The organism is Odoribacter splanchnicus DSM 20712 (genome assembly GCF_000190535.1).
Classification (GTDB): Bacteria; Bacteroidota; Bacteroidia; order Bacteroidales; family Marinifilaceae; genus Odoribacter; species Odoribacter splanchnicus.
This window is the reverse complement of sequence record NC_015160.1, coordinates 933309-951937: the sequence shown is the minus strand read 5'-3', so window position 1 is coordinate 951937 and position 18629 is coordinate 933309. Positions and strand designations below refer to the sequence as shown.

General features: G+C 47.9%; 15 protein-coding genes. All 15 read left to right on the top strand.

The annotated features are described in order from the left end of the window. Window positions 1-7: 7 nt before the first annotated feature. The 15 genes from ODOSP_RS20450 (at window position 8) to ODOSP_RS03890 (ending at window position 18625) form a co-directional block, all read left to right on the top strand. Window positions 8-208: a hypothetical protein gene (locus ODOSP_RS20450; RefSeq protein WP_005779428.1), complete on the top strand. Its 201-nt coding sequence runs from the start codon at window positions 8-10 to the stop codon at window positions 206-208. Next, window positions 205-3930, top strand: a complete 3726-nt coding sequence (locus ODOSP_RS03955; protein ID WP_185150502.1) for a hypothetical protein — start codon at window positions 205-207, stop codon at window positions 3928-3930. Before ODOSP_RS20450 ends, ODOSP_RS03955 begins: the two co-directional genes overlap by 4 nt. After that, complete coding sequence (locus tag ODOSP_RS03950; RefSeq protein ID WP_005779424.1) at window positions 3927-4388, top strand: hypothetical protein; 462 nt, start codon at window positions 3927-3929, stop codon at window positions 4386-4388. Before ODOSP_RS03955 ends, ODOSP_RS03950 begins: the two co-directional genes overlap by 4 nt. Window positions 4389-4418: 30 nt before the next feature. Beyond that, window positions 4419-8651 (top strand): hypothetical protein, encoded by a 4233-nt coding sequence (locus ODOSP_RS03945; RefSeq protein WP_013611114.1) that lies wholly within the window; start codon window positions 4419-4421, stop codon window positions 8649-8651. Window positions 8652-8670: 19 nt separating this feature from the next. Beyond that, the gene (locus tag ODOSP_RS03940) at window positions 8671-8991 is read left to right on the top strand and encodes a hypothetical protein (protein WP_005940325.1); all 321 of its coding nucleotides are present in this window, start codon (window positions 8671-8673) and stop codon (window positions 8989-8991) included. Window positions 8992-8994: 3 nt separating this feature from the next. Further along, window positions 8995-9894 carry a hypothetical protein gene (locus ODOSP_RS03935; RefSeq protein WP_013611113.1) on the top strand — a complete coding sequence of 300 codons (900 nt, stop codon included), beginning with the start codon at window positions 8995-8997 and terminating at the stop codon, window positions 9892-9894. 13 nt (window positions 9895-9907) lie between these two features. Beyond that, window positions 9908-11344, top strand: coding sequence for a hypothetical protein (locus ODOSP_RS03930; RefSeq protein WP_013611112.1), 1437 nt, complete (start codon window positions 9908-9910; stop codon window positions 11342-11344). 480 nt (window positions 11345-11824) lie between these two features. Then, complete coding sequence (locus tag ODOSP_RS03925; RefSeq protein WP_013611111.1) at window positions 11825-13168, top strand: RNA-directed DNA polymerase; 1344 nt, start codon at window positions 11825-11827, stop codon at window positions 13166-13168. 13 nt (window positions 13169-13181) lie between these two features. Then, complete coding sequence (locus ODOSP_RS03920) at window positions 13182-13592, top strand: hypothetical protein (RefSeq protein WP_013611110.1); 411 nt, start codon at window positions 13182-13184, stop codon at window positions 13590-13592. A 186-nt stretch (window positions 13593-13778) separates the two neighbouring features. Next, window positions 13779-14621 carry a DNA adenine methylase gene (locus tag ODOSP_RS03915; protein WP_013611109.1) on the top strand — a complete coding sequence of 281 codons (843 nt, stop codon included), beginning with the start codon at window positions 13779-13781 and terminating at the stop codon, window positions 14619-14621. 240 nt (window positions 14622-14861) lie between these two features. Beyond that, window positions 14862-15479, top strand: coding sequence for a phosphoribosylanthranilate isomerase (locus ODOSP_RS03910; protein ID WP_013611108.1), 618 nt, complete (start codon window positions 14862-14864; stop codon window positions 15477-15479). Between the two features lie 11 nt (window positions 15480-15490). Further along, complete coding sequence (gene trpA, locus ODOSP_RS03905) at window positions 15491-16273, top strand: tryptophan synthase subunit alpha (protein ID WP_013611107.1); 783 nt, start codon at window positions 15491-15493, stop codon at window positions 16271-16273. Window positions 16274-16380: 107 nt separating this feature from the next. After that, window positions 16381-16662, top strand: coding sequence for a hypothetical protein (locus tag ODOSP_RS03900; protein ID WP_013611106.1), 282 nt, complete (start codon window positions 16381-16383; stop codon window positions 16660-16662). Window positions 16663-16749: 87 nt separating this feature from the next. After that, window positions 16750-17457: a M48 family metallopeptidase gene (locus ODOSP_RS03895; RefSeq protein ID WP_013611105.1), complete on the top strand. Its 708-nt coding sequence runs from the start codon at window positions 16750-16752 to the stop codon at window positions 17455-17457. 85 nt (window positions 17458-17542) lie between these two features. Further along, entirely contained in the window at window positions 17543-18625 is a 1083-nt protein-coding gene (locus ODOSP_RS03890) for an Mrp/NBP35 family ATP-binding protein (protein ID WP_013611104.1), read from the top strand. Window positions 18626-18629 lie beyond the last annotated feature (4 nt).

Here is an 18629-nt window from a genome sequence, read left to right as displayed (position 1 = left end):
TGGTATAGTGTGGCAGATAGCTGCGGCCACCGGCTGGAGTGTAAAATACATTCTTTGGGGTGTCAATTACCAAACCCTCCGGATGATGCTTGCCGATGCGCCACATTACGAGAAAGAGAATGATAACAACCGAACCGGAAGCAAAGGCGGTAAAGGGAAACCTAAAAGCCTTTCCGGATTTTTCCAATCACGATTGAAAGAACAATGAAACCCGTTGAGATAGAATTCATAATGAGAGACAAGCTCTCTCCCGGCATTGACAAGGCGGGCAAGTCCGCCGAAACGCTGGGAGATAAGGCCGAGCAGGTGTCTAAAAGCATCACAGACCGTATTGCCGCCCAAAAAGAGCAGATCAAGTATGTTGAATCCTGTCTCAAGGATTTAAAGAAGCAATACGACAACCTTGCACCCGGAAAGGCGCAGCTGGAGATGCGTGCGGAGATAGATGCCTGTACCAAAGCCCTGCAGGAGGACAAGAACATTCTCTCCTCCCTTGAGGCGGAGCATGACAAGGCATCCGTTTCCACCAAACGGCTTTCCATGCAGCTCCGGGAGATGCAGGATGCGATGGCTCGCCTACGTTTGGAGGGCAAACAGAACACCAAAGAGTATGCGGAGATGGCCGATAAAGCCGCTGTATTAGCCGATACCATCGGTGATCTGCGTACCCAAACGAATATTCTCGCCAATGATGATGCTGCCTTGCAGGGAGTGATGAGCGGTGTGAACGGCTTGTCCGGTCTATTCACGACCGCCACCGGTGTCATGGGGATTTTTGCCTCGGAAAACGAGGATCTGATAAAGATACAAACCCGTGTGCAGAGCGTCATGGCCGTCACTATGGGGCTGCAGCAAGTCATGAATACCCTGAACAAGGATTCCGCTTTTCGGCTGGTTACCGTTGTCAAGATGAAAAAGCTGCTGACGGCGGCCAATACAAAGCTGGCCGTTTCGTTGGGTATCTCCAATGCGGCGGCCACCGCTTTGATGGCCACTCTGACATTAGGGCTTTCCGCCGTAATAACGGGGCTTATCGTTCTTTGGGATAAATACAGCGATGCGCAGGAGAAAGCGGCGGAAAAGGCGAAAGAACGGGTAAAAATAGAGAGTGACGGGCGTGCCCAAATGATTAAAACCCGTTTCGAGATAGAAAATACGACAAAGAGCCTGAAAGACTTTACCGGCAGTAAGGAACAGGAAAAGGCTAAAGTCGAGGAGTTGAACCGGAAATACGGCGAGAGCTTCGGGTATTACAATACCGTTGCCGAGTGGTACGATGTGCTGATCCAAAAGAGTGATGACTATATCCAAATGCTTTTCCTGCAAGCGAAAGCCCAAAGCCTTGTGAACAAGGCGGTGGAAGCGGACGAAAAGGTGAACGAGGTAAAGGCTACTCCCGAATCCGATGTCGAGGGTTCGATGGGCTGGTTCTCTAAAATGGGACTTTATATGGCTCAAAGCGAGTCTTACGGTCAGATTGACGCTCAGACGTTGATCGAGAAACATAATAAGGAGGCCAAGGATGCAGCCGTAAAAGCCGCCGAGGAACAGCGGGACGCTTATCTGGAGGAGGCAAGGAAACTGCAGGAGGAATATGCCGAGCTGGGAAAGAAATCCGGTATCGGCGGGTTCGTGGCTCCTGAGAACAACAAGGATAAAGCGAAACCGGCCAACAACCTCGCCGAGCTGGAACTGAAAGCCCGGCAAAAGATAGAGGATCAGCGTATCGCCATCCTGAAAGAGGGATATGACAAGGAGCGTGAGGAGGCATCGTTGAACTTTGAGCGGGAGAAAGAGCGTATCAACCGTGAGGAGCAACAGCGCATTGAACTTTATAACAAGCTGAAAGCCGCCGGGGAAAAAGTTACTCCTGAGCAGCTTGCCAATATCTCGGCACAGGCCGCAACCCAGCGTATACAGGTTGCACAGATATATGATGCCACCGTTGCAGAGATTGACGGTAAGGAGAAAAAGGATAACGAGGAGAAAAAGAAGAAACAGCAGGAAACCCTGCAGGAACTTCTGACTAAATATCGTGACTATGAGGCACAGCGTGCGGCTATAAAGAAACAAGGTGATGATGATATCGCTAAATTGGAGGCGGAGCGGACTGAGGCAAACTCGGCGGAGATTGACCGGGCGATAGCCGTCGCAAGAGAAAAGGTAAAACAAGGCATCCAATCAGTGAATGATGCGGAGGCTGACAGTATCTCAAAGGACAATGATTTCTTTAAAAAGCTCTTTGGGGATTATTCTTCCATGTCTTTCGACTCACTGCAGAAACTTATCTCACAGGCGAAGCAGTTGCGTGCATATTTATCCGGCAAGGGAGATGCGAAAGGTATCACGTTCATCTCTCCGGATCAACTGAAAAACATAGAGAAAAGTCCGGCAGAACTTGAAAAGCTGAAAAAAGCCCTTGATAAATTGCTCGATACCGGCAAGGGAGGCAATAATAAGTGGGAGAACATCTTCAAGACATTTGAGAAAGGCTTTGCCGAACTCAAAGGTGCGAAAGGAGCCAAAGAGGTGTCCGGCGCAATCGGTACGATCAGCGGGGCAGCGTCCGAGGCGGCTGGTGAACTTGCCAATATGTTTGACCAGATGGGTGACAACGAGGTTGCCGATGCCCTGAACGGTATGCAGCAGGTGATGGGGGCGGTTTCCAATATCGGACAAGGTTTCGCCAAGGGTGGCTTGATCGGTGGCATTGGTGCGGCTATCGGTGAGGCCGCAAATTTCCTGACCTCGGCCTTTGCTGCGGAAGCCCGCCACAAGGAGGCTCTAAAAGAGATTGAAAAGGCAAAGCTCGATTTCCAGCGGCAATACAACCTCTTACTGCTGGAGCAGAACCTTTTGCTCGAAAAGGCGGAGAACATATTCGGGGAGCGTCAGGTAGCAAAGGCCGCTAATGCGATAGAGGTCTATCGTGATGCCCTCTCGCAATTCAAGGAAGAACTGGCCGGTGACGCTCCCACCATGAACTGGATAGAGCGCATGACGGGTGATTTTGCCGGAACCTACCGCAAACGGCTGGAGAACTATCAGAAAGGTTTTGGCGGGTTGAACGATGCGCAGATCGTTACGGGACATAAAAAAACGGGATTGTTCGGCTGGGGAAAAGGAAAGGATGTTTATAGCGGGATCCTTGATGTTTACCCTGAACTGATAAAGGCCAACGGCGAGCTGGATACGGAGATGCTCCAAGTCATTCTCGATACCCGTAAGATGAGCGATGAAACCCGGAACTATCTTGAGAACCTGATCGACCTGAAAGATGCGATGGACGAGGCGGAACAGGCTTTGGAGGATTATCTGCAGGAAACGTTCGGGAGCCTCGGTCAGGGAATGCTCGACTCCATCACTTCCGCCATCAAGGGAAGCGGCACGGCATTGGAGAATTTTGCGGATCAGGCCGCTTCCGTGCTGGAGAACCTCGGAGAGCAGATCGCATATTCCCTGTTCTTTGCCGATAAGTTCGATGACCTGCAGAAAAAGTTAAAGGCGGTATATGGAAGCGGTAAAAGTGAGGAACAGATTGCGGGTGATGCCATGCACCTGATTGATAGCTTTTATGACAATATCGGGAATAACGTTGATGCGGCTCAATCGTGGATGGAAGCGTGGAAAGACAAGGCCGCCGCTATGGGGTATGATCTTTGGAAAAACGATGAGGAAAAGACTACCACCCAAAGCGGGCGTGCCGGTGCTTTCCAAACCCTCACACAGGATCAGGGTACAAAGCTGGAGGGATTGATGACCTCCCTGCAGATGCACGATGCCTCCATCGATGAGAACGTGGAGAATATATCAGAGGGCATAGGCGGAGCATTGGAAACGATCGATAAGATAAAGACGAACACCGATGCCTTGCCAAAGATATACGATGAGATAAGGGATATCAAACAAAACGGTTTAAAGATGAAATGACAATGGATATTTTAAAAGGCTTGTTACTGATAAACGGGGTTGATGTCTTTGTGGATTATGGGGCATTCCTCGCAGAGGAGAAAGCGGGTGATACCAAGAATTACTCCGCCCTGCTGAAACCGCCATCGGCAAAGCCGCACACGGCTGTGTCATTCCGGGAAAAAGACGGGGAGAAACTGCCTGATGCGCTTTTACCCGCATGGGAGGCTCGTGATGTCACCCTGCAATTTGCGATCATAGCGGCAGACCGGGCGCAATTCCTGTCCCGTTATTCGTCATTCCTGAAATTTCTCAAGGCCGGTAATAAGGGATGGTTGACCATCAACCCTCCGGAGCTTGGCAGGAGTTACCGGATGTACTACAAGGATTGCACGGATTACACCCAGCTGACCGATTTCGGGGGTGAGGTCATCGCAAAATTCAGCGTGAAATTTCGGGAACCGGTTCCCTCGTTATAGTATTCAAACATTATTCAAACAGCGTTCAAAATGGAGCTTAAAATATACAACCAGCAAGGGGTGTTCAAGACTGCGGTATCGCCGTCAGACTCCGACCGCCACGTAAAGGAAGTGATGAATGACAATATCCTGAATTTGTCGTTTACCCTTTACGAGTACGTGGAACTGGGCGTGAATGATTACGTGGATTTTGAGGGTGAACGCTTCACGCTGCTGGAGGATTACAAGCCGGAGCAGAAATCCACCGTTGAGTATGCCTACAGCTGCAAGTTCTACGGTATAGAGAGTGAGCTTAAAAAGGCCAAAGTCCTCAAGATGGTGGACGGTGACGATGAGCTTTCCTTTTCCTATGATGCCACGGCTGCCGAACACCTGCAGCTGATATGTGACAATATAAACCGTATCAAGGGGACGAAAAATTGGGTTATCGGCGAGGTGGTGTCCTCCGCTAATGTAAACATAGAGTATGATAAGATATTTTGTTTCGATGCCCTTTCGGAAATAGCCAAGAATTTCAATACCGAATGGTGGATCGAGGGAACCACTATCAATCTGAGCCGTTGTGAACACGGCACTCCCGTATCTTTGGGGTACGGAAAGGGGCTGCTCAGGCTTTCCCGTGTGGAGAATGATACGGTTCCTTTCTTTACCCGGTTGTATCCTCTTGGCAGTACCCGTAATATCGTGGCCTCTGATTACGGTCACCGCCGCCTGCAGCTTCCGGGTGGTGTCCGTTACGTGGAAAGGAATATCCATCTTGGAATCGTGGAGCAGGCGGAGGAGGAGGCCTTTGCGTACATATTCCCGAAACGAATCGGTACTGTTACCGGTGTCAGGACGGAAGAGGCCACAGGTGAGGACGGCAATGCGTTCACTATATATTATTTTACTGATGAGGGGTTGAATTTCGATCCGAACACGTATGAGATCGAGGGGCTTGTTAAACAGGTGTCGTTTCAAGGCGGGGAGTTGAACGGGCGTGATTTTGAGGTGAATTTCAACTCCGAGACAAAGGAGTTCGAGATTATCACGCAATTCCCGTATGAGAACCAGCAGCTACCGGGCGGCCTGCTGATCCCGAAGCCGGGTGACGAGTATATCCTTTGGAACATACGGATGCCTAAAGAGTATTATCCGCTGGCGGAAAAAGAATTCGAGGAGGCCGTTCAGAAGCATATCGAGTCGATAAGCATTGATACGTCAGTCTATAAGGCTCCAACCGATTACATCTATTTGGATGAGAACCATATCGATTTGAAATTGGGGCGGCGTGTCCTTTTGGAGAATGAGATTTATTTCCCCACCGGCACTCACGAGAGCCGTGTGACCAAGATCTCCCGCCGGGTGAATAATACCACAGATATGGATATTGAATGCACGTATGCGGTTGATTACGGGCGTATCAATCAGATCGAGAGTAATATCGTGGATATTCAGGCAGCCTATAAGGAACAGCTGAATAAGGACGTGCTGACCGTATTGAAAAGCTGGGACAGTATTGATCCCACCGAGTATAACGTCCTTTCCGCCGTCCGGACAATACGCACGATCGCAAATTCCTTGAGCAAGCTGGAAAAAGAAACGGCAGACAAATACCTCAGAAAGGACATACCCGACACGGCGAAAGAGCTTGAAACCTTTTTGAAGGGGATAAAGGTTATCGGCGAGGCTCTTGTTGAAAGCCTTACGGTAGAGAAAGACTCCACTTTCAAAGGTCTGCTTTCCTCCGAGGTCTTTACTTCGGGTTTCCCCGGCGGAACCGGATGGGCATTGTTTTGGAAAGAGGTGCTTAATGCCGCAGGAGTAAAGGAAAAGAAAGCCGTCATGGAGCTGGACGAGATGACCGTCCGTGGGGTTATGCGAGTGTATGAATTTGTCATCTCACAACTGATGGGTGAGAACGGAACCCGTCTGACAACTGACATGATGCGTGTCGATCACATCGATGCGGGCACAAAGACAATCTATCTCGATACGGAGAAAGGAGTCCTTTACAACCCTTTCCGTCCGGGTGATATCCTGATGGTTCAGCGTTTTTCCGTGGATGGTATCATCAAGCAGTACGAACTGCAGGTGGTCACTGCCAAAGTCGGTGATACCTCCAAAGGAGAGGAACGGCTCGATAGCATCACCTATAAGAATTTTGTAGGCGATGAGGGTAGTGTTGTTTTTCGTGACGTGCTTACCCGTGTGGACTCCGCCACCAATTCAGACCGCAAAGGGGTTATCAAACAAACCAGCGTTGAGGAGGGCAGTCCGTATCTTGATGTCCTGTACGGGATGAAAACGGATCCTGACAACGCCGTGCGTCTCCGGCTTGGACGTCTGGCCGGTATTATTACCTATTGGTGGGGGCAGCTGCAGGGATATGGTCTGTATTCCAACAACGCCTATCTGCTGGGTGATTTCCGTCTGCGTACCGGTGAGGATGTCCGGACGAAATTCGAGATAATGGAGGGTATGCTGCAAAGTGCCATGCAGAGCGTTGTCAACACGATGACCGAGGAGGATAACTTTTTGAAAAACGCCAGCTTTCAGGATGACATGGCTTATTGGGAGCGTGAGAGTGATATGGCTTTATTTGATATCGGAGGGCAGCTGCTTGATTTAGGCGTGAATTTCTATTCCGAGAAAAACAAGGTGGCCGATATTGACTCTTTCGATGGCCGTTTCATGCTCCGGATCAAACGGAGTCACATTCGCCAGCTGAATGCGGATATCACCAAGCCGGAAGATGGCAGCGTCATATTTCTAACCTTGAAATATCATTGCGCCGAGGAGGGGAGCCTGACTGCCGGTTTCAGTGGATCCGCTCCCTATGTGGAGCAGGTTATTCCGGCTGGTGAGGGCTTTGATATACTGGAGATATCAGGAGTATGGAACGGAACCGGTGATTTTCTCCTGAAATTTACCGGTGACTTGTATATCGAGCAGCTAACCCTGACCAATCATCCGTTAGAGGATTATAAAAAAGAGGTCAGTACCAAGTTCGAGCAGACCGCCGAGCATATTCTTGCCGTGGCCGAGGAGGTGAATAAGATAGACCATACCATCAAGACCGCCGGTTGGATCACCACGGCAGACGGTAACAAGCTGTGGGCTACCATTACCGAGGTGGACAGTCTTGGCAATCGTGTCACCACGCACGAGAGCAGCTTTCACGTGACGGCGCAGCAGATCAATGCTATCGTGAGCCGTATCGATAAGGCGGAGGATGATTTGGGAATCATAGACCATACCATCAAGACCGCCGGTTGGATCACCACGGCAGACGGCAACAAGCTATGGGCTACCATTGACCGGGTGGATGTCCTTGGCAATCGTGTCACCACGCACGAGAGCAGCTTTCACGTGACGGCACAACAAATCAATGCCATTGTTAGCCGGGTGGATACGCTAGACGGAACCATCAGCAAGGCTGGGTGGATTACTACTGCAGACGGCAATAAGTTATGGGCGAGCAAGACGCTTGAGAATGGTGATACGATTGTTTCCTATATCAACCAAGCGGCGGACTCCGTGACAATAAACGCCAAGCATATCAAGCTGGAGGGGCTTGTAACTGCGAATGGTAACGTACAATTCACCACGGATGGAAAGATAATCGCCAAGAACGGCGAGTTCAGCGGAACGGTTGTCGGTGTGTCGGGTTCCTTCAAATCCTTAAACTGCGTGAATAATAGCGGGGATATTGTCGGAGGCATCTCCTTTGGCAGTGATGGAAAGATGTGGTTTAACGGTGACCTGTATCATCAGGGCTATGACTATGACAAAAAACGTTCTTTCCGTTTCTATACCTCCGATGTTTGGTGTCGTGGTAATTTCGGGGCAAGGCAACGCAATACACTGGTGGTATATGGCAGTTATGGTTACTATTACGTGAATGGTTTGGATACGGAAACCGGTAAGGTATATGTCTCCCTACCCTCGGCCACGTCATCCAATAACGAGACCTATTATACCATTCCGTTATACGGAACCACCGGGGATGCTTCCGGTTTCCCTGTTGACTTGGTGATCATAAAGGTTTCAGGGACGTACCGGTATTTATTGAGCGGGATGAAAAGCCAGCGGGTAACGGTCATGAATGCGAATAATCAAAATAGTGAAATTTATATCTACTCGAATGGCAATAAGGTAAAATGGCCGGGCGGTACTATCGCTGATTGTAGGAATATAGCGGATTTCATGAGTCCTTCACCGGCTTCTAACTTATTAGGCAGAGGATGGATAGTGGGCGCAATGAATGATAATAACTGGTAATAATAAAAAGGAGGTATTTATGAAAGTGAATTTGAATGTTCCCTTTATGAATTATAAGGGGTTGGTGATCACGAAAAAGGTAGAGGGTACGGATGTGGAACAGGAGCAGCTGATGAAAGATGTCATTGCTCCGATCCTATTCAGTGGGGAGTGGAGAGATGAGAGGGTGAATGCTTTGAGTGGTGATGAAAAAATCCGTGCTTATAGCTTGAGCCTTAAGATCTATCAATCCACCGGAGATATCGAAATCTCAGCGGAGGAGGCTCTAATGATAAAAGAAGCCGCATTGGTTTTGAGCCCCGGCGGTTACGCACAAATTGTCAAATTGATAGACGGATAAGTTATGGTACTGACAGAAGCTCAATTGCAGGAAATCGCTAAACGTGTGCGTGCGATCATCCGAGCCGAATCCAAAGGCGTGGGTGATCTACCGGTGGCCACCTCGTTGGACGGGCTTCTCTCGCTTCCGGCTTTGCGCTTTAACGGTGGCGTGCCGGAAGTAGTAGAGGCTCCTATCTCCAAATTGCAGGACGTGGCATTGGATGCGGTCAGCGGGGCAACGAAAGCCGCCAATGAAGCCGCAGTAAAAGCCAACACGTCTGCAGGTAATGCAGATAAGGCAACCACAGCGGCCAATAACGCTGCCAAAAGTGCCAATGATGCCGCCGGTACTGCCGGAGCAGCTACCGAAGCGGCAAAGAAAGCCACGGACGCAGCCAACGGAGCCGCCTCCAATGCCACGAATGCCGCCACGAAAGCGTCCTCCGCAGCTGATACGGCGAATAAGGAGGCCAGCTCTGTAAATGCGGCCAAATCGGAAGCTCTTGCCGCTGCCGCCCGTGCGAGCAGTACGGCCACCACTGCAGAGGCCGAAATCGAGAAAATGAAGCAGCTGCAGGAGTCCATATCAGGTGCTGCTTCATTGGCTCCCACGAGAATGGAACTGACCTACACGAAACGCATCACCCAGCGTAATCCTTACGTTCAGCGTATCGTGGCCAAGATGTTCCCCTCGTACTCCCTGCAGAATGTTTTGTTCTTGGGTGATGACGTGGCCGTGAGCGTGGATCCCGCCGGTGTCGTTACTCCACTCAAGAACGGAACGAGCCGGATCCACGTGATCCCGACACAGGCCACCCACTTGTACAAGACCATAAACGTGACGGTTCAGGATCCGTCCGTCCGCCTTACCGGAGGCGGTAAAATCCGGGTTGACAGTAAAGGCAGAATACGTTTAACTTAAAAACTTGATAAATATGACAAGCGATCAGGAAACTCGTGTATTAGCGATGCTTTCGGCTTTTGAAGCCGGAAAGAAGATCAGCGAACTCGATACTGCCTCCGGCAGCGTGAGCGATATGCGCATCGAGGTGCTGGATACGGATGGAGAGTCCAAAGTTATGAATTTGTCGGAGGCTGTTACCTCCGCCGCCAATGCCGTTTGTGGACGTTATTGGAATGAATCGAATTCCACGTACCGAGCCGCCGGTTATCACGGCAGCCTTGATATGCTCCGCAAGCTGCCTGAGCTGCTGGGGCTTGGTTGTTACCTTGTTCAGGATGACCGTACCCGGCGCAAGCTGGATCCCACGAACCACTACCGTTTCGAGGACGGCACACCGGCCAAGCTGGATGGCACGATGGGGCAGTATATGTGGTGTTGGAATACCGGTTTCTATTTTGCCGAGTGGAAAGTGGGGAATCTGAAATATTATGCGGTTTCTCTTTCTCCTATCAAAGGCAAACAGTGCGTGTATATTCCCGCCGGTGGCCTTTCCGCCCTCGGTGGTGGCGTGATGGATAGAACGAACGCCATTCTTTGCTCGGTTGTGAGTGATGCCGCCCAATATCGTGGAGGTGGCAATGATGCGAGCCGTGACGGAACCTATCGCACTCAGCTTGGTATGGTGGCAACCGCTCTGCAGTACCGTAGTTTTTCAACTTATGCCCGTAAGCGTGGCGAGGGTTGGGATGCTAATTGGTACGTGGCTCAGGCCGTTGTTGAAATCCTTTTCATGATTATATTCGGAACCCGCAATATGCAGGAGGCCGTGATTGCTGAAAAGGATAGCAACGGTCTGTATCAGGGTGGCCTCGGAGCCGGAACCACTAATATGCCGAATTGGGATCAGTGGGGTTATTATCCGGTTGTTCCGACCTCTGCGGGTATCGAGTTGGGTGACGGTTGCGGTGAAACCACGTTCAACGTGCTAAAGGAGGACGGCTCGCTGCATTATGCGGCAAAGGTTCCGGTGTTCTTTGGCCTGAAACATCCTTTCGGCCATATATGGAAAATTGTCCGGGGGCTTATCGATAACGTGGGTGATGAGAAATCCGAGGTTTATGTTGCCCCGTCCCTTTATGCCGGTTATGATGACAATTCGATTTCCGGTCTAATCAAGGTTTGCGAGGTTCCGAGAACCGGCGGTTATATCAAACAGAAAAGTTACTACTTGCTTTGCGCCATGCCGACCGAAATCGGAGCGACCGCCTCGACTTATTTCTGTGACTATTTTTGGGAGAATTCAGCATCATCCAAAGGGCTTCGTGTCCGCCTCTCCGGTGCTAGCGCTTACAGTGGCGCGTCTGCGGGGGCGTTTGCTACGAATGCGAACGATGCAGCCTCGTATTCGTATGCGAATGTGTCCGCTCCCCTCTGCTTTTTCGATGCGGATCCGGTGATGTCGGCCTAAAACGAAAACGGAAAGAGGAAAAGAACGTTCTTTGAAATTTTGTATTGAGAGTTTTTGGAAAGCTGTTCGGCGGGTTTCGGAACTCGCCGTTAGGCGAGTCGATTTTTGTGATTTTTTTGCCGGTTTTGGGAAAATGTAGTTAAAAGGCTTATCTTTGCATCGTTAAACCAAGTTTAACAGGTTGTTTTACCCTTAGTGTGACGCAGGCTTCGTGTCCGCCTCTCCGGTGCTAACGCTAACAATGGCACGAATGCAGGGGCGTTTGCTACGAATACGAACAATGCAGCCTCGAATTCGAATGCGAATGTGTCCGCTCCCCTATACTTTGCAGTTAGGAAACGGTTAGATGGGGTGAAAGACCTTGCCACTTGGCAAAAGATGACGAACGCTCAAAAGGACGCTGGTAGGCCGGTAACGGTTCGAACGCTTCCGAGTAAGGCAAAGCAGACACTCAGACACTCAGAACCGCAGAAACAGACCATGAAAAGGTATGGAAATTTGTTTGAACGAGTTGTCGAATATGGCAATCTCGAACAGGCGTTTCACAACGCCGCCCGTCACAAAACTCGCCGAAGCGAAGTAATAGAGTACGGCTCCCATTTGGAGGCGAACCTATTACAGCTCCAGCGTGAACTTATCACCGGTACTTACCGCACCTCCGAATATAAGACTTTCATCATTTACGAACCCAAAGAGCGGAAGATCTTTAAACTGCCGTTCCGGGATCGTGTCGTTCATTGGGCGATAATGCAGGTTATTGAACCGATATGGCTCTCTAATTTCACCCATGATACATTCTCTTGCATACGTGGGCGTGGTATTCACCCTCTTTTATACAAGCTCCGCCGTGATTTGAAAGCGGATCCGGAGGGAACCCGGTACTGCCTGAAAATCGATGTGCGCAAATTCTATCCGAGTATAGACCACGAGATCATGAAACAGGTAATCCGCCGAAAGCTGAAAGATGCCCGGCTGCTTGCTTTGCTTGACGGTATCGTGGACTCGGCAGAGAACGGAGTGCCTATCGGGAATTATTTATCCCAATTCTTTGCCAACCTTTATTTATCCGAACTGGATCATATCATGAAAGAAGAAATGGGCATCCGGTACTATTACCGCTTTGCCGATGATATTGTCCTGCTGGATGGAAACAAGGAGAAGCTCCACGGAACCCTCGTGTTTATCAACCACTACCTGAATAATGAACGTGCTTTGAGTATAAAGCCGAATTATCAGGTTTTCCCGGTAGAGAGCAGGGGTATTAATTACGTGGGATACGTGACGTTTCATGATTATTGCCTCGCCCGTAAGCAGAACAAGAAAAACCTCTGCCGTGAGGTGGCAAAATTACGCAAACGTGGGCTGAGTGATGAGGAGATCCGAATACAGGCATCCAGCCGGTTGGGGTTCATGCAGCATTGCAATAGCATTTATTTATTAAAAACTCTCAATATGAAAACATTCAGTGAAGTAACAAACAGCGGTGGTAATCTCACGGGAGATAAATACCACATTGATGACATTTTGAACAGGGAAATCCACCTGAAAGGTTTCGAGGTAAAAGAATCCAAGTATAAGGGTGAATGCCTGATCATTCAGTATGATATCTACGAGCAGGTAAAGGATAAAACCGGAGTTTTGCTCACTAACGAGGACGGCACTCCGAAAATGGATTGGGTGGAACATATCTCCTTTACCGGTTCGGAGGCTCTTATAAAACAGTTAAAGGATGTAGTATTGGATGAACCCTGTTCGGCAAAGATTATTAAACAACCAATCGGTGACCGGGGTAAATGCTTTTATAAGATAACCGATCCCGATTAAAATATCGGTGATTATGTACAAAGGGATTTATGCAGAAAAAAAGACTTTTTCAAAGTTCGATAATGAACATTATTTGTGCTATCTGAACGAGCAGCGTGAGGAGTATTCTCCTGAACCGGATGCCCGTTCGGGTGAGGTGACTGAACCGGTGTCCGCTCCCATATTGGGATATGCCTATACAGGAAGTATGGCGGACGGAGGTACTCTGATTGAAGCGAGGGAGGCTACTTATGACGAATTTGTTTCTGGGTTGATCCGCACGAGGTACTCGGCCAGCCGGGTGGAGGCAATCCAGTCAAACCGTATGATAGCCTTTGTCAATCCGGAGCATGAACGGGCATCCGAATTTATTTCCGAGTGGGATGATTTCCAGTCTTACCGGGAACAATGCAAGGAACAAGCTAATGCGCTTATAAACGGATAAATGCCTGTCGGGGGCAGGCAAGAAAAAGCCCCCGGCCTGTAAGTAGTTATCTCACCCACATACTTACACAAAGATGCGACCAACCGCACAGCCGGGGGCTAAATACCCTCTGCTGCGGTTGGTCGCATTTGTATGTTATGTGAGTGAGATGTCGCAAAGATAGTAACATTTAAAGGAATAACAGCAATGAAAACACCTATTTCTTACTACGGAGGCAAGCAAACCCTCCTTAAACATATTCTGCCTCTGATCCCCAAGCATAAACTTTATACAGAGGCTTTCTGCGGCGGTGCTGCAGTATTGTTTGCCAAGCGTCCGGCTGATGGCGAAGTTATAAACGATATCAGCATGGATATAACGAACTTTTATTGGATGGCTAAAGTCTATTATCGTGACCTGAAACAGGAGATTGAGAAGACTTTGCACAGCCGGGATATGCACGCCCATGCCGGACACATATTGCAGTATCCTCAATTCTTTCAGCCGGTGCAACGTGCATGGGCTGTTTGGGCGTTATGTAAAATGTCCTTTGCCAGCATGATGGATGGTTCGTTCGGTTATGACTTTGGTGGCGGAATGCCGAAGAAACTGCGTAATGCAAAGGATGAGTTTACCGAATGGTTATGCGCCCGGCTTGACAACGTGACCATAGAGAACCGGGATGCGCTGGATGTCATCTCCACTTATGACTCGCCCGATACGTTTCATTTTGTGGATCCACCTTATATCAATAGCGATTGTGGTCATTACGAGGGTACGTTTGATGAGTATTGCATGGAGAAGCTCCTGCAGCTTTTGGAGCAGGTGAAAGGTAAGTTCATGCTGACAATGTTTCCCCTGCCAATGATAGAGGAATACGCAAACAAAAACGGATGGATAATCCACCGGGTAGAAAGAACCATCAGCGCATCAAAGACGAGCCGAAGAAAGCAGGAGGAGTGGATGGTATGCAATTATGAAGAACACCCGCAGCGAACTTTGTTTGATTACAAAGATTGCGGCGTTGTCGATACAACAGATGCCTCCTAAATACTATGTAAAGATAGTCATTCCTAATGAATTGCACAAATATTTGAATGTGCTTTTTGCGTGAAAATGCTATAAATTTAAAGGCTTTCAAACGCCATTCAAATGACGTTTGAAAGCCTTTTTATATCGTGTGTGTGCGATATTTTTTTCACATTTCGTTTTATACCCTGATTATCGCATTTCGTTTTTTATACCGCTCGCATTTCGTTTTGCCGATTATATTAAAAAATTTTGTCGGATATGCTGATTAAAATTTGTGGCATGAAGGAACCCGGGAATGTGACGGAAGTCGCTGCTTTACATCCCGATATGTTGGGTTTTATTTTTTATAAATCCTCACCGCGTTATGCCGGTGATTTGTCTCCCCGGGCTTTGGAACGTTTACCTGCAGCTATCGGGAAAGTAGGAGTTTTTGTGAATGCAGAAACCGGGTTTATCGAAAATATAGTACGAAGGTATAAGATGGATACGATTCAACTGCATGGGGATGAACCCCCTGAAATGGGTCACTATTTTGTACGGAAAGGCTACCGGGTAATAAAAGCTTTCGGTATAGAAGAGGCCGGTGATTTTCAACGGACTTTGCCTTATGAATCGGCTTGTCAGTTGTTTTTGTTCGATACCCGGAGCAGACAGTTTGGAGGGACCGGGAAATCGTTCGACTGGAATTTATTGAACCGGTACGAGGGGAGTGTACCTTTTTTCTTAAGTGGAGGAATTGCCTGGGAAAATAGAGAAGAGATCGGAAAAATCAAACATCCGAAGCTTGCCGGACTCGATTTGAACAGTCGGTTCGAAACGGCTCCCGGAATGAAAAATATCCATTTATTGTCTCGTTTTTTAGCTGAACTACCTTAATTTTTTTAGTTATGAATCGGATTACAGAGTTGTTTCAAAGAAAAGATAGAAATCTTTTGTCCGTGTATTTTACTGCCGGTTATCCGGTTTTGGAAGATACGGTCGAAATCATACAGATGTTAGAAAACCGGGGAGTCGATCTGGTGGAAATCGGGATTCCTTTTTCCGATCCTATGGCCGATGGGGTAGTCATCCAGCAAAGTAGTACACAGGCACTGAAAAATGGCATGACGTTGCCTGTATTACTCGAGCAGTTGACTAGTATACGAAGTCGGGTTGAATTGCCTTTGCTATTGATGGGATATTTGAATCCGATGTTGCGGTACGGTATAGAAAACCTTTTTCGAAAAGGGATGGAAATCGGGATCGATGGAATGATTATTCCGGATTTGCCGTTTCAGGAATACCTGGAGTCGGTTAAACCGCTTTGTGAAAAATATGATATTCCGGTGATTATGTTGATTACCCCCGAAACTTCGGATGAAAGGATCCGTCTGATAGACGAATATTGTGGCGGTTTTATCTATATGGTCTCTTCGGCTTCGACGACCGGAGTGAAAGATCGGTTTACAGCCGGACAGATTGAATATTTCCAAAGAATAGACCGTTTGAATTTGAAAAATAAACGTTTGATCGGTTTCGGCATATCTAATGGCGAGAGCTTGTCGACCGTTTGCCGTTATAGTAGCGGAGCTATTATCGGAAGCTTATTTGTAAAATTACTGGGAACGGAGCCTACGGTGGAGGAAGCTGTCGATCACTTGTTAAAAATAGCTCACGGGGACGGGCTATAGCCTGCTGCCCGCGTCCCCGTGAGCTAAGAGCTAAAAAAAAGTTGAAGAAAGGGGAGAAATCTCTGGGATTTTTCTTATTTTTGAAAAAATTTAAATTCTTGAAAATTATGGCAAGTATTAGAAGATTAAAGAAAGACATCGATTGTTTGACTTTTGCTGTTGTTGACGATAGCTTAAATTGTCTGGCTGTAGGTAAAAGTATGGATGATATCAGCGAAATAGTACAGCATATTATAGATTCCAGAAATGATTTAAGACAACGTGTAAATGCTGGAAAACAAGTGGCGAAAGCAGATAGAAAAGGATATTACAGGACTATCGGAAAGGATTTGATTGCTTCTGTAGACGGTGCATTTACAAAATTAAGCGATTTGGTAAAGCAGGCTTAAGCTGTTCGTAGAGAAAAGAATAAAAGGAGAATGCGATGAAGGCATCCTCCTTTTATTGTTCTTTAATGAAAAATAGTTTTTCAGATCATGGAGGTATTGGAACTTGCGGGTATTGGTGAAATAAAGGTCCGGCGGAGTGCGAATATCAAGTATTTGCGTATTCGGATGGCTCCGGGGCGTGGGGTTTGGGTGAGTGTTCCTTTCGGCGTGAGCCGGAAACAGGTGGAGAAATTTCTGGAAGAGAATCGGGAGTGGATTCTCAAAAACCGGAAAGATATGAAAGTTTATGAGGAAGACACCGGAGTCGGTTTGGGAATAGGGGCGGAAATTAAGACGAAGTTGCATGTGCTGAGGATTGTGGAGACCGAGGAACCGAAGCCTTCTTATCGGCTTGAACAGGAAAAAATAACCCTGTTTATTCCTAAAAAAGTCGATTTCAGTAAAGTAGAGAAAATCGTTCAGCAGTTTTTGCTGGAAATCTATACGATGGAATGCCGTCGATATTTGCCGCAGCGGATCAGAAACTATGCCGAAAAATTCGGATTTCGTTACGGACGGGTTACGTTCAGGAACAATATTTCCAATTGGGGTAGTTGTTCTTTTGACAATAATATCAGTCTCAATATCAAGTTGATGAAGCTACCGGATGAAATTATCGATTATGTGATCTTGCATGAGTTATGCCATACGGTAGAGAAGAATCATTCGGCTGCATTTTGGAAGTTGGTCGGCAAAGTATGTCCGGCTTATCCGACTTTAAGGGCCAGGCTGAGGAAATATAATACCCGGATTTAATCTGGACGGAGAGTCGTTTTGGCGAATCGGCTATTTTTACTATTTTCGTTACCCCTAAAGGGATATTAAATTTTTAAATGTTATGATGCAGGAAAAACTTAAAGAAATCAGGGATCTTCTCACAGAAGTGAAGTATCCCGGTACTTCTAAAAATATTGTGGAACTGGATATGGTGCAAAATATCCGGATCGAGGGAGAGAAAGTGTTGTTTCGGCTGGTGTTTCAGAAAGCCAGCGATCCGTTTGTCGGGTCGGTGAAGAAAAAAGCGGAAGCCCTGATAAAAGAAAAAACTTCTTATACGGAGGTAGAGATCGAAAACCTGTTTGTTCAGGATTTGGAGAGACCGTTGTCCCTGGAAAAGGTAAAAAATATAATCGCTGTTTCCTCGGGTAAAGGAGGAGTAGGAAAATCTACCGTGGCGGCAAATTTAGCGGTTGCTTTGGCTGCTGAAGGATATAAAGTGGGTTTGGTGGATGCGGATATTTTCGGTCCTTCTATTCCGAAAATGTTCGGTTGCGAAGAGGCTCAGCCCTATATGGAGCAGATCGACGGAAAGGATTTCATTGTGCCGGTAGAGAAATATGGCGTAAAATTGTTATCTATCGGTTTCTTTGTCGATCCGGCTTCTGCCACTGTCTGGCGGGGGCCGATGGCTTCCAATGCATTGAAACAGATGGTGGAGCAAGGTTTTTGGGACGAATTGGATTATATGCTGATCGACCTTCCGCCGGGAACCAGCGATATTCATTTGACTTTGGTACAAACTGTCGCCCTGACAGGAGCTATTGTAGTCAGTACACCTCAGCAGGTGGCTTTGGCCGATGCAATCAAAGGAATCAATATGTTCGAGTCGCCGGGTATACAGGTGCCCGTGCTAGGCCTGGTGGAAAATATGGCCTGGTTTACTCCGGCTGAATTGCCCGATCATAAATATTATATTTTCGGACGGGAAGGGGCGAAACAACTGGCCGAACAAAGAGGTCTCCGGTTGTTGGGCGAAATACCTGTTGTACAGACTATTTGTGATGGAGGCGATGCAGGTAAACCTGTAGCTTTGAATGCCGATTCGATTACGGGAACAGCGTTCAGGCAGTTGGCGGATGAAGTTGTGAAAGCCGTAGAGGAAAATCACGACCCGGCAAAAAGAGTGAGAGTCACCAGACAATAGGACA